This window comes from Bifidobacterium sp. ESL1118 (assembly GCF_058505595.1).
In genome coordinates this window covers 1606313-1619226 of the sequence record NZ_CP196371.1, presented here as the reverse complement: position 1 = coordinate 1619226, position 12914 = coordinate 1606313, and the positions used below count along the sequence as shown (strand labels likewise).

General features: G+C 55.0%; 14 protein-coding genes. 13 read left to right on the top strand and 1 reads right to left on the bottom strand.

All coding sequences use genetic code 11. The features are described from left to right. Positions 1-14 precede the first annotated feature (14 nt). From ACSYSS_RS06530 to ACSYSS_RS06505, 6 genes are all read left to right on the top strand, one after another. Positions 15-668, top strand: coding sequence for an IMPACT family protein (locus ACSYSS_RS06530; protein WP_491703227.1), 654 nt, complete (start codon positions 15-17; stop codon positions 666-668). 276 nt (positions 669-944) lie between these two features. Further along, positions 945-1649, top strand: a complete 705-nt coding sequence (locus ACSYSS_RS06525) for an AbrB family transcriptional regulator (protein WP_491704262.1) — start codon at positions 945-947, stop codon at positions 1647-1649. Between the two features lie 403 nt (positions 1650-2052). Further along, positions 2053-2502, top strand: coding sequence for a 50S ribosomal protein L13 (rplM, locus tag ACSYSS_RS06520; protein WP_491703226.1), 450 nt, complete (start codon positions 2053-2055; stop codon positions 2500-2502). A 20-nt stretch (positions 2503-2522) separates the two neighbouring features. Continuing rightward, a complete protein-coding gene (gene rpsI, locus ACSYSS_RS06515; protein WP_491703225.1) occupies positions 2523-3023 on the top strand; it encodes a 30S ribosomal protein S9 in 501 nt (166 codons plus the stop codon). Positions 3024-3308: 285 nt separating this feature from the next. After that, positions 3309-4313, top strand: a complete 1005-nt coding sequence (locus ACSYSS_RS06510) for a zinc-dependent alcohol dehydrogenase family protein (RefSeq protein WP_491703224.1) — start codon at positions 3309-3311, stop codon at positions 4311-4313. A gap of 48 nt (positions 4314-4361) precedes the next feature. After that, positions 4362-4760, top strand: coding sequence for a VOC family protein (locus tag ACSYSS_RS06505; RefSeq protein WP_491704261.1), 399 nt, complete (start codon positions 4362-4364; stop codon positions 4758-4760). Positions 4761-4854: 94 nt separating this feature from the next. Here the strand turns inward: ACSYSS_RS06505 and ACSYSS_RS06500 are convergent, their stop codons facing one another. Next, positions 4855-6048, bottom strand: a complete 1194-nt coding sequence (locus ACSYSS_RS06500) for an ROK family protein (RefSeq protein ID WP_491703223.1) — start codon at positions 6046-6048, stop codon at positions 4855-4857. Positions 6049-6701: 653 nt separating this feature from the next. On the opposite strand from ACSYSS_RS06500, the gene adhE reads away from it, so the two are divergent. The 7 genes from adhE to rpsS all read left to right on the top strand — a co-directional run bounded on the left by adhE (position 6702) and on the right by rpsS (position 12903). Continuing rightward, positions 6702-9392, top strand: a complete 2691-nt coding sequence (gene adhE, locus ACSYSS_RS06495) for a bifunctional acetaldehyde-CoA/alcohol dehydrogenase (RefSeq protein ID WP_491704260.1) — start codon at positions 6702-6704, stop codon at positions 9390-9392. Positions 9393-9801: 409 nt separating this feature from the next. Next, positions 9802-10110 carry a 30S ribosomal protein S10 gene (rpsJ, locus tag ACSYSS_RS06490; RefSeq protein WP_491703222.1) on the top strand — a complete coding sequence of 103 codons (309 nt, stop codon included), beginning with the start codon at positions 9802-9804 and terminating at the stop codon, positions 10108-10110. A 13-nt stretch (positions 10111-10123) separates the two neighbouring features. Continuing rightward, complete coding sequence (gene rplC / locus ACSYSS_RS06485) at positions 10124-10777, top strand: 50S ribosomal protein L3 (RefSeq protein ID WP_491703221.1); 654 nt, start codon at positions 10124-10126, stop codon at positions 10775-10777. 5 nt (positions 10778-10782) lie between these two features. Continuing rightward, positions 10783-11442: a 50S ribosomal protein L4 gene (gene rplD, locus ACSYSS_RS06480; protein ID WP_491703220.1), complete on the top strand. Its 660-nt coding sequence runs from the start codon at positions 10783-10785 to the stop codon at positions 11440-11442. A 2-nt stretch (positions 11443-11444) separates the two neighbouring features. Continuing rightward, entirely contained in the window at positions 11445-11741 is a 297-nt protein-coding gene (gene rplW / locus ACSYSS_RS06475) for a 50S ribosomal protein L23 (protein ID WP_491703219.1), read from the top strand. Between the two features lie 36 nt (positions 11742-11777). After that, positions 11778-12608, top strand: coding sequence for a 50S ribosomal protein L2 (gene rplB / locus ACSYSS_RS06470; protein WP_491703218.1), 831 nt, complete (start codon positions 11778-11780; stop codon positions 12606-12608). Positions 12609-12621: 13 nt separating this feature from the next. After that, positions 12622-12903: a 30S ribosomal protein S19 gene (gene rpsS / locus ACSYSS_RS06465; protein WP_491703217.1), complete on the top strand. Its 282-nt coding sequence runs from the start codon at positions 12622-12624 to the stop codon at positions 12901-12903. Positions 12904-12914: the final 11 nt, after the last annotated feature.

The following is a 12914-nucleotide window of genomic DNA, read 5'->3' as shown; positions in this document are numbered from 1 at the left end:
GAGGAAGGCCGCAAATGTCGGAGGGTGAACGGAGCGCTCATGTCGTCTCCGGCTTTTCCACGCTGACGAACACTGCCGAAGCTCCGGCCACCGATTCCTTTATCGAGCGTAAGTCTGAGTTCATCGGTGCCGCCTGTCATGTCGATTCGCTCGATGAGGCGCTCGCGTTTGTGGACGTTGTTCGGACTCAGAATCCGAAGGCACGGCACGTCGCGTTTGCCTCCATCGTCGGTGCCGCCGCAGGAGGCGCGAATGAACGGATGAGCGATGACGGCGAGCCGTCCGGCACTGCAGGCAAGCCAATTCTGGAAGTGCTTGATGCGGGTCGTCTCACCGATTGTGTCATTACTGTCACGCGGTACTTCGGGGGAGTGCTACTTGGCTCGGGCGGGCTGATCCGAGCGTATTCCACCGCTGCGTCAATGTCGTTGAAACAGGCGGGCATCGTTCCGATCGTGCCGAAGACTGGGTACGAGGTTACATTGGAATACTCTTGGATTGGCAGGTTCGAGCACATTCTTGCGCAGGTTGGAGGCGAGGTGAGGAGTCGGAAATTCACCGATGTGGTGAGGCTCAACGTGATTGTTCCTGTGGCGGTTGCAGATTTATTCGAGACCGGAGTCCGCGATGCTTTCAGTGCCCGGGCCAAAGTGACGAAGTCGTTCTGATTGCCGATCGACGATTGCCGTTTTTCTCTCGATATTTCCGTATCTTTTTCATATCCTGTCTGTATTGGTAGGAGTTCACTCAAGTCCCGGATTCCATGTTTCGGTTATGATGGGCGTATGAATGAGACGAACCAAGATGAAGAAGGCACGTCCGAAGGGTCTTTAGCTGCCGATGCCAATCCGGCCGCTGATGCCGATATTGCCACCGATGCTCAATCCAATATTGCAGCTCAGGTGCTCGATGCTGGTGTTTCAGATGTTTCCGACAATTCAGGCATGACTGATACGATCGACGGTAGGGAAAATATCGATATGAACGACTCCGCAGGCGCCACTGGTACGGCTGATGCCGGTGCTGCCGGTGACGCTGGCATCGATGTACCGCAGGCTAAGTCCGAGCCGTTGACGGATAGCTATGAGCGTCTGCGCCATTCCACCGATTCTGCAGAACTGAGCGAATTCGCCCATCGCCCTCTGCCTGAGAAAACTGATCAATCCGCATTTTCACGTTCCACCGCATTGCTTGAGGCTGTGGCCGGCAATCCAAACACCCCACTGGAGGACCGCATCTTCCTGGGGCGGACCATGCCGTTCCCGAATATCCTCGTCAAGCTTTCCGATGACGAATCTGCTGAGGTACGCACTGCGGTGGCGGCCAACAAAGACGATAAGAACTGGCTTGTGGGCCGGCTTACGAAGGATGCTGATGCCGGCGTGCGTGAGGCGGCGCTGCATAACCCGCAGACTTCGTGGAAGATGCGTCTGGAGGGCGCCCAGGACCCACGTACCGGAGTCGAAACGCTTGATTTCTTGGCGAAGATGGGCGTGGACTCATATCAGGATGCCTCACCTGTGTTGACCCGCATGGTGCGCCGCGCCGTGGCATGTAATCCTTCGGCTGGCGAGGACACCCTACGCCGCCTGTCGGTCGACGAATCTGACGAAGTGGCGAAGCAGGCCCGGCTGCGACTGAACCGGTGAGCATTCACGTCGATTTCAATAGGAAAAGTAGGCAGATGGGAGGCGGTGTCGGTCCGCTTACTGCACTGCGCTCGTTGGATGAGTCTGAAACGTACCCGCTTTCGTCATAATTGAGGCTAATCGTGTACATTTTGGACGCAAATCGTCGCTTTCGTGACCTGAATGTACGCACTTCTAGGGTGGTGGAGCTGACATGAGTACAACTCGGTCAGTTTGGGGCGTTGCGTTTGGTCATGGCCGTATGTATACTTAAATGTTGTTGTGTTTCCTTCGGGGTCCTTCAAAGCGCTTTCCCACTCGCATAAGGACTTTCAGGGAGCCCACGGAAATAGTGGTCAAGGCTTTTGCTTCTGCTACAGCGCTTGCGTTGACCCGAAACACAATATAAGGAAAAGGTAGACTCGTGAAAACTTTCACACCGAAGCCAGCTGATCTGACTCATGACTGGTACATCATCGACGCTCAGGACGTCGTGTTGGGTAAGGTTGCCACCATTGCCGCCACGTTGCTGCGCGGCAAGAACAAGCCGACGTATGCACCCAATGCGGATTCAGGAGCTCATGTCATTGTCGTCAATGCCGAGAAGATTGCCTTGACGGGCAACAAGCTCAGCAAGGTGCTCTATTCTCACTCCGGCCGCCCAGGTGGTCTGCGTGAAGAGTCCTACGCCGATCTGCTCAAGAAGAATCCTCGCCGCATCATCGAATCCGCGGTCAAAGGGATGCTTCCCAAGAACAAGCTCGCGGCAGTGCAAATGCGCCGTCTGCATGTTTTTGTTGGATCGGAGCATCCACACGCATCCCAGCAGCCGCAACCCGTGGAGATCGACAAGGTCTCCCAGCAGGTCAAGTGAACCGAGAGGAGAAATATATCATGGCTGAAAATACCGAAAACTCCGAAGTTCAAGAGACCGAGGCTAGCGAGGAAACGCTGACAAGCTACACCACCGAGACCAACGAAGGCGCCGGCACCGGCACTTCGCAGATCGCTCCGGGCTACGGCACCGGTCGTCGTAAGGAGGCTGTGGCGCGTGTGCGTCTCACCCCTGGTTCCGGCAATTGGACCATCAACGGTCGTAAGCTCGAGGAGTTCTTCCCCTCTCGTCTGCAGCAGCGTGAGGTCAATTCCCCCATCGTTCTGTTGAAGCTTGAGAACAAGTTCGACATCACCGTTCTCGTTGACGGCGGCGGCACCACCGGCCAGGCTGGCGCAATCCGCTTGGGCGTGGCTCGTGCGCTGAACGAGATTGACCGTGAGGCCAATCGCCCTGCGTTGAAGAAGGCAGGATTCCTCACCCGCGATGCCCGAGTGGTGGAGCGCAAAAAGGCCGGCCTGCACAAGGCCCGTCGCGCGCCTCAGTTCTCGAAGCGTTGATTTCGCGTATTTGCGCGCTATTCGATTGGCTCCGGAATCTGCAATGGATTCTGGAGCCAATTTATATATGTGGCATAAGATAGTTGCTACCTTTTGCAACGTATTCTGTCGCTTTTGGTAGCTGATCGTGTTGCTGCTACCTTTTGCGTCATCTTCTGCCTCTTTTGGTAGTTGATTGAAGTACACGCTTTATGTTCCCACGCATGCAGTGATGTCATGAATGGGGTGTTTCATAGTAATTGCGAGCGTTATGACAGCGTTTACAGTCACTATGAAAGGAATGCCATGAAGGCTCTTGTTCTCACCGGTGTCAAACAATTTGAAATTAAGGACCTGCCCACTCCGGAAATCAATTCGGATGAAGTGTTGATCAATACCGCTTACGCGGGCGTGTGCGGCACCGATCACGACTTGTACGCCGGCAGGCCCGGTTCCGCATCGGCCGTTCCGCCGATTGTGTTGGGGCATGAAAATTCCGGAATCGTTGAGGCAGTGGGCGCCGATGTCACCAATGTAAAGCCCGGAGACCGAGTAGCTGTGGATCCCAATATTTATTGCGGTCAGTGCGAATACTGCCTCACGCAGCGTCAGGAACTTTGCGACAATCTCAGCGCCGTGGGTGTGACCCGCGATGGTGGCTTGGAAGAACAGTTCGTCGCTCCTGCCACCGTGGTTTACAAGCTTCCGGATTCGGTGTCGCTCAAGGATGCCGCCACCATCGAGCCGATCTCCTGTGCTGTGCATGGTGTGGATTTGCTCGATTTGCATCCCTATCAGAAGGCCTTGGTCATCGGTGACGGTTTCATGGGCCAGCTGTTCGTCCAGATTCTTGAGGCGTATGGCGTGCATCAGGTGGATTTGGCCGGTCTGTTTGACGAAAAGCTGGAGCTGAACAAAAAGCTATTCCATGTGGGGTGTACGTATAACACCACCAAGGAGTCGGTGCCACAAGGCGGATACGACGTAGTGGTCGAAGCTGTCGGTTCCCCGCAGACACAGCGTACCGCCGTCGATGCCACCAAGAAGGGCGCGCAGGTGCTGATGTTTGGCGTGGGGCCTCAAGAGGCGAGTTTTGAGATGAACACGTACGACATCTACAAGAAACAGCTCGTCATCAAGGGTTCCTTCATCAATCCTCTCACATTCAAAGATGCCATTGCCTTGTTGGAAAGCGGCAAAGTGAACGTGGATCCATTGATCAGCCATGAGCTTCAGCTTGACCAGGTGCAGGATTTCCTGGATGGCAAGATCGCCGGTGTTTCCAAGGCTGTGGTGAAGGTCGTCAAGTAGGCGAAGTCGGAAAATGACGAAGAGAACAATGAATGAAACAAAGAGGGTATTATGAAACCAATGTCAGCGTTTACCACTGATTTCCAGCATTCCGGCATGCCTGCCAAGGATTTGGATGAGACGATCGAGTTCTACACGAAGAAGTTGGGCTTTGAAGTGGCTGGCATCTTCCACAATGGCCAAAATCGTTGTGCATTCCTACGCTATGGGCATCTGACCATCGAGACTTGGGAGGGCGACCCGGTTGCCATGAAGGATGGGGCCATCAACCACTGGGCACTCGACACACCGGACATTGAAGCGGCGTTTGAGAATGCCAAGGCGCTTGGACTTGATCTGAAGGATAAGGAGATTCAAAGCATCCCCACGTTTTGGGACAAAGGGATTCGCTACTTCAATGTGTACGGCCCCAATCGTGAAACCATAGAGTTCTGCGAGATTGTCTGATTGTTGATTTTCAATATATGACAGTTCGGTCGTATGTCCAGCACATCATTCAAATGTGTTGCGTACACGACCGAACTGCCATATAAATGCTCGTTCACTGGTGACGGTTCAATGGTCCGCAGATCTTCGTGAGGAACGGTGCGATGTAGTGCAACGCCAAACCGATGAGCTCCTGTTTCGGTTCATTGATGCTACGTTCCACGGTGAATGTGCCAGTGTGCAATGTGTCCTGCTCTTCGATGAGTGTTTTAAGGGAAGCAAGGTTTTCGTCGCTGAGATATTCTGAAACCTCTCCGCCTAAAATGATGTCGCCTGAAATCAGGTATGCGGCGTTGGAGATGGTGAGGGCGAGGTAGCGAAGCCATTCGTTGAATTTATCTTGTGCGTATTCGTTTCCGTTGTTCAGATTCCGAAAGAACGATCTCAGGGTCCGCCCTGCATTGCCGTCCTCAAGTAGAAAATCAGTCGAGCAATATGACGCGGCGCATCCTTTTTTTCCACAGTAGCAAGGGCGTCCGCCAGGGACCAAGGTCATATGTTCTATGGCTCCGTTGCGCATGTTTGTGCCACGGTTGATGCTGCCGTCGAGTATGATGGCGCCGCTGAGTCTTGGACCAAGGTAAAGGCACATGGCGTTTTGAATTTGTGGTTTTGCCCAGAGTTCGGCCAGCGCTGAGGCGTAGGAGTCATGGATGAACTGGCATGGCTTGCCGATGTAGTCGCTCAATGCTCCTGACTCGACATCCTGTGCGCGTTGCAGGGTTCCGAAGAGGATGTGCTTGCCGTTCGGGGAGACGAACCCGTGCACCCCGTAGGCCACTCCGAGTACATTCGTGCCTTTGGCATCGAGTTCCTGCACGAACTTTTTGATTTCCTTGGAACGTCTTCCGGCGACATTGCCGGAATCGGCTTGTTTGAACTTCATATAGACGCGGCGCTCGGCGATGACGTTTCCGCTCAGATTCACCGCACATAATTCGGCGTAGTCTCGTTGCACATCCACGCCTACGGCGCATTGAGCGTTTGCGTTGAACGTATACGATTGTGCCCTCCTGCCGCCGGTGGAACTGAGGGTGTTGCCGGAGACAAGATAGTTTTGACCGAGCAGCACCTGCAGGTTTTTGGCGACAGTGGGGAGGCTTAAATCGAGATTTTGCGAAAGTTGGCGTTTGGTCACGGTCGGATGGTGATATGCATAATTGGCTATGGCTTTGAGATTTCGGTCGTTGGCCTTTGCACCGGAAAATTCGTCAACTTGATTTTCGCGGTCACCCTGTAAATGGTTCATAACTCTAATATAATCTAAAATTCGTTTTGCAAAAGGGCGTGTCCAGGAATTTTAAAAGATTTATTGATAATCGCCCGCAAGTTAAGGGTTTATTGGCAATGCTATGGTGCGGGGTTCCCACGGGTTACCTATTCTGCGTATATCGGGAGTATTGGGGGTTTCGCTGATTACCGGCGATTGCTGTGCGTATGCATACGTCATATGCATTCACCGCAACTATGAATGAGTACGCCCATGCACTGAAAACATTGATTTGTTAGCGGTAACAAAAATGCTGATCGCAATGAGGTCATGTACTTAAAATGTTTAATCGAACAGAATAAGTATCAATATCTCACAAATTTGGCAATATTGTGAATACAAAACCCAAAGAACATGCTATGAACATTCCTGTGGCGCACAAAAAACAACAGAATGCTACGTTCGGTGTGCCAACCCGTATTGTCGATTATGTCATATTTTCGTATGAATCTGTGACTGTTTGGAAAAATGTCTTGATAGGCAAGGCGTTCATTTGCAAACGAATGGAACACGATTGATTGAAACATGCAGGGGGAATCATGGCAAAAGCTTCCGTGAGCACAACGGCCTTGGTTGATACAGCAATAGCAGGTGGATCAACAACGGCTGAAGGGTCGAAGCGCAAACACAGCATGTCGGTTAAGGTCAATGATTCGGCGGCCGGCGAGGTCGACGCCTTGGTGGAACAAGGCTTGAAGGCGCTCGAAGAGTTTGAGTTGCTCAACCAGCAACAAGTGGACCATATTGTGGCCAAGGCTTCGGTGGCGGCGCTCAACAAGCATCTGGTTCTGGCGAAGATGGCTGTCGATGAAACGGGCCGTGGACTGGTGGAAGACAAGGCAACGAAGAACATCTTTGCTTGTGAGCATGTCACGCATTATCTTTCCGGTCAGAAAACGGTCGGCATCATCAGCGAAGACGATGTGATGGGCGTCGACGAAGTGGCCGAACCGGTCGGCGTGGTGGCTGGTGTGACTCCGGTGACCAACCCCACGTCCACTGCCATCTTCAAGTCGCTGATCGCGTTGAAGACTAGGTGCCCGATCATCTTCGGTTTCCACCCGGGTGCCCAACACTGTTCGGTCGAAGCCGCTCGCATCGTGCGTGATGCGGCTGTCGCCGCCGGAGCACCGAGGAATTGCATCCAGTGGATTGAGCATCCTTCCATCGATGCCACGAACGCTCTGATGAAACACCCTGGGGTCGCCACGATTCTCGCCACCGGAGGCCCCGGCATGGTCCACGCCGCCTATACTTCGGGCAAACCGGCGCTGGGCGTGGGCGCAGGAAACGCCCCGGCGTATGTGGATGACGACGTGGATGTCGCCCGTGTGGCCAACGACTTGGTGCTCTCCAAGCACTTTGATTATGGCATGATTTGCGCCACCGAGCAGGCCATCATTGCCCAGAGCGACATCTACGATGCCCTCAAAGCAGAGCTGCAGCGCCGGAAGGCCTACTTTGTGAGCGACGAGGAGAAGGCCAAACTCGAGCGCTACATGTTCGGCTGCGTTTCCGGCGTCCATGGCGAGCCCAAACTGAACTCCGTGGTGCCGGGTAAGTCCCCGCAGTACATTGCCCGTGAGGCAGGCTTCGAGATTCCCGAAGACGCCACCATCATCGTTGCCGAGTGCAAGGAGGTGGGCAGGAACGAACCGCTGACGCTGGAGAAGCTCTGCCCAGTCCATGCTATGCTTCGTGCCCAAAACAAGGATGAGGGCTTCTGCATGTGCCAGCAAATGTTGCAGTTCGGCGCCGGACACACTGCGGTGATCCACACCAACAACCAGGAGCTCTCGCGTGAGTATGGCCTTAAGATGCACGCCTGCCGCATCATTTGGAACCAGCCTTCCTCGCTGGGCGGCATAGGCGACATCTACAACGCCATCGCGCCATCCCTCACCCTTGGTTGTGGCTCCTACGGAGGCAACTCCGTCTCCGGCAACGTCCAAGCGGTCAATCTGCTCAACATCAAACGCATCGCACGGAGGAACAACAACATGCAGTGGTTCAAAGTGCCGGCAAAAACGTATTTCGAACCCAATGCCATCCGTTACTTGAGAGACATGTACAACATCCAGCGTGTGGTCATCGTCTGTGACAAGGTCATGGAGCAGCTTGGCGTCATCGACAAGGTCATCGATCAGCTCCGTGCACGCACCGTCCCGGCCACATTCCGCATCATCGACTACGTCGAGCCCGAGCCCAGCGTGGAGACCGTGGAGCGTGGCGCCGCCATGATGCGCGACGAGTTCCAGCCCGACACCATCATCGCCATCGGCGGGGGCTCACCGATGGATGCCGCGAAGATCATGTGGCTGCTGTACGAGCACCCTGAGATCTCGTTCGACGATGTGCGCGAGAAGTTCTTTGACATTCGCAAGCGAGCCTTCCGCATTCCGCCGCTTGGCAAGAAGGCCAAACTGGTCTGCATCCCCACCTCTTCGGGCACCGGGAGTGAAGTGACGCCGTTTGCGGTCATCACTGATCACAAGACGGGCTACAAGTACCCCATCACCGACTATGCGCTGACTCCGTCTGTGGCCATCGTCGACCCTGTGCTGGCTCGTACCCAGCCGCGCACCTTGGCCTGCAACACCGGTTTCGATGCATTGACCCATTGCATGGAGTCCTATGTCTCCGTCTATGCCAACGACTTTACCGACGGCATGGCGCTGCATGCCGCCAAACTCATCTGGGACAATCTCGAGACCTCCGTCAACGCCGAACCGGGTGAGCGCAAGACGCGGGCCCAGGAGAAGATGCACAATGCCGCCACCATGGCGGGCATGGCATTCGGTTCCGCGTTCCTTGGCATGTGCCACGGCATGGCCCACACCATCGGCGCTCTGTTCGATGTGGCTCACGGCAAGGTGAACTCCATCCTTCTTCCGTATGTGATTCGCTACAACGGCTCGGTCCCCAGCGACCCCACGAGCTGGCCAAAGTACAGCCGGTATGTGGCTGCCGAACGCTACTGTGAGTTCGCCGAGGAAATTGGAGTCGATTCAGGTAGTACGTCTGAGGAAGGTGTGGAGAACCTGGCTCAGGCGGTGGAGGACTTCAGAGACAACAAGCTTGGCATGGACTCCAGCTTCCAGCAGGCTGGAGTGGACGAGGAGCACTATTGGGACATGCTCGACCATATCGGCATGAGGGCCTATGAGGATCAGTGCACGCCTGCCAACCCCCGCGTTCCCATGATTGAGGATATGAAGGACATCGCCATAGCCGCCTATTACGGTGTGCCGCAGGCGCAGGGGCATCAGCTCCGGGTCGAACGTGAGGGCGAACCTGCCACAAAGGAGAAGTCGTCTGTGTGAGACGAGATTTTCGCACAGAGCATGTTTGGCGATGGGGTGCAGTGTCGATTTAGTGATGGTCGGCGTTGGACCCCATCGTGTGATCTTCGCGAGCGGTATTGGGAAGATATCGGCTGTGCCGACTTCATGCTCTTGTATGTTGAAACCGGGAAAGACCAACGTTACAATGGCGACACACCTGGCTGCAAAGTAGCCCCAGGGTGCTTTAATAGAACAGTTGCCTGTTTTGGGCTCGCAAATTGTTATTTCAATAGCGGGTGTGGCCGCAGCTACGTTATGAACATTGGAATGGAGCTGAAGTGCCGCACACTGATGTGGCTCGGCCGCAAGGTTTCCTTGCGGCCGTGTACGCCGGTGTCCTTAAACGGGTTGGTTAAAGTAAACGAATCGCAAGAAAGGGCGGACGGCAATGGCGGGACAAAAAATCCGCATCAGGCTTAAGTCCTATGACCATGAGGTCATTGACCAGTCGGCCAAAAAGATTGTCGACACGGTCACGAACGCGGGTGCCACTGTTGTGGGCCCGGTTCCTCTGCCTACTGAGAAGAACGTTTTCGTAGTAATTCGTTCTCCTCATAAGTACAAAGATTCTCGCGAGCATTTCGAGATGCGCACTCATAAGCGCCTCATCGACATCATCGACCCGACTCCCAAGGCCGTGGACTCCTTGATGCACATCGATTTGCCGGCAGATGTCAATATCGAGATCAAGCTGTAAGGAGGGGAGAAGCATGGCAAAACAGAAACCAAATCGTACTGCGCTGCTGGGGCGCAAACTCGGTATGTCGCAGGTCTGGGATGAGCAGGGCTTCTTCGTTCCTGTCACACTCGTGGATGTTTCCACGAACGTGGTTACAGCGGTCAAGTCCGAAGAAAGCGACGGCTATGCCGCCGTTCAGCTCGGATATGGCCAGATTGATCCGCGTAAGGTGACTAGGCCCATGGCCGGTCACTTTGCCAAGGCGGGCGTCACTCCGCGTCGTCACCTCGTCGAGGTGCGCACGGAAGATGCAGCAGACTACAAGCCTGGTCAGGAGCTGGGTGCAGATGTCTTCGCTGATGGTGCGGAAGTTGACGTTACGGGAACCACGAAGGGCAAAGGGTTCGCAGGCACGATCAAACGGTGGGGCTTCAAGTCCTATCGTCGTACACACGGCTCTCACAAAAACGAGCGTCGTCCAGGTTCCGTAGGCGCATGCGCCACACCGAGCCGTATTTTGAAGGGCAAGCGTATGGCTGGCCGCATGGGCAACGATAAGAAGACCGTGCAGAACCTCACCATCGTCTCCTCCGACGTGGAGAACGGAGTCATTGCCGTCAAGGGTGCCCTGCCGGGGCCCAAGGGTGGCATCGTTTTGCTCCGCAATGCTGTGAAGGGAGAGTGAAAACGATGGCACAAGCTACATTCAAGATTACGGATGCCAAGGGTAAGTCCGCAGGCACAGTCGATGCTCCTGCCGAGATTTTCGGCTTTAGCAATGAGGTCGTCGAGGCGCATGTCCCGATGATTCACCAGGTGGTCACCGCCCAGCTCGCTGCAGCCCGTCAGGGTACCGCATCCGTGAAGTCTCGTGGTGAGGTCTCTGGTGGCGGCAAGAAGCCGTGGAAGCAGAAGGGCACCGGTCGTGCTCGTCAGGGTTCCACTCGTGCGCCCCAGTGGGTTCACGGCGGCATTGTCCACGGACCGGTTCCGCGTGACTACAGTCAGCGCACCCCGAAGAAGATGAAGGCCAGCGCGTTGCGTTACGTGCTTTCCAATCGTGCCAATGCAGGTCATGTGGCCGTAGTGGACTTTGGAGTCTCCAAGGCGCCATCCACGAAGACCGCTATCGCAGCACTTGCCAAGGTTTCAGGTACGGCATCCACCGTTGTGGTGCTCGATCGCGAGCAGAACAACGAGTGGCTTTCCGTGCGCAACATTCCGTCGGTCCATGTGCTGTTTGCCGATCAGCTCAGCACGTACGACGCTGTGTCCAGTCAGTATGTGGTCTTCAGCAAAGAGGGCTTTGATGCCTTCGTATCCGCCAAGACTGAACCCAAGGAGGCCTGAACATGGTTGCCATTCATAATCCAGCCCATGATGTCATCTTGAAGCCGGTCGTCTCTGAGAAAAGCTATGCCGGTTCGGATCGCGGCCAGTACACGTTCGTGGTGGCTCCCGATGCCAACAAGGTGCAGATCAAGCAGGCAATCGAGCAGATCTTCAAGGTCAAGGTGACGAATGTCAACACCCTCAACCGCTCGGGCAAGCGTCAGCGTACCCGCACCGGTTTCGGCAAGCGTGTCAATGAAAAACGTGCAGTCGTGACCGTGGCTGAAGGTCAGAGCATCGACATCTTCGGTAACTGACGATTTAGCCGAGAAAGTCAAAGGAAGAACTACATTATGGCTATTCGCGCATATAAGCCGACGACTCCGGGTCGTCGTGGTGCGTCTGTTTCGGATTTCTCCGATCTGACGCGCTCCACACCCGAGAAGTCGCTGGTACGCAAACTCAAGAAGACCGGTGGTCGTAACTCGTACGGCCGTGTGACCTCACGTCATCGCGGCGGCGGCCACAAACGCCAGTATCGTCTCATCGATTTCAAACGGTGGGACAAGGATGGCGTGCCGGCAAAGGTCGCACAGATTGAGTACGACCCCAACCGTTCCGCTCGTATTGCCTTACTGCACTATGCAGATGGCGAGAAGCGCTATATCATCGCCCCCGAAGGTGTTAAGCAGGGCGATGTTATCGAGACTGGTGAGCAGGCAGATATTAAGCCTGGTAACAACTTGCCTCTTCGTAATATCCCAACAGGTACGATTGTGCATAACATTGAGCTCCGGCCCTTGGGCGGAGCTAAGATTGCTCGTTCGGCTGGTGCCGGCGTGCAGTTGGTGGCAAAGGATGGCGCTTTCGCGCAGCTCCGTATGCCCTCAGGTGAGATTCGCAACGTAGACGCACGTTGCCGTGCAACCGTCGGTGAGGTCGGTAATTCCGATCACGCCAACGTTCAGCTCGGCAAGGCAGGTCGCGCCCGTTGGCTTGGCCGCAGGCCCATTACCCGAGGTGAGGCCATGAACGCCGTCGACCATCCACATGGTGGAACTACTCGCGGTGGTAAGCCGCCAGTGTCTCCGTGGGGCAAGGGTGAAGTTCGTACACGCCATCCGAAGAAGGCTTCGAACAAGATGATTGTCCGTCGTCGTCCAAATGGCAAGAATCGTAAGTAGGAGTGTCGAAAAGATGACTCGTAGCATCAAGAAGGGCCCATTCGTCGACGCCCACTTACAGAAGAAAGTCGACGAGCAGATTGCGAAGGGTACGCATAACGTCATCAAGACGTGGTCGCGCCGTTCGATGGTCACGCCTGATTTCATCGGTATGACTTTTGCTGTACATGATGGCCGTAAGCATGTTCCGGTGTTCGTCACCGAAGCAATGGTCGGTCACAAGCTCGGTGAGTTCGCCCCCACAAAGACCTTCCGTGGTCATGTGCATGACGACAAAAAAGCAGCTCGCCACTAAAGGAAGAGATA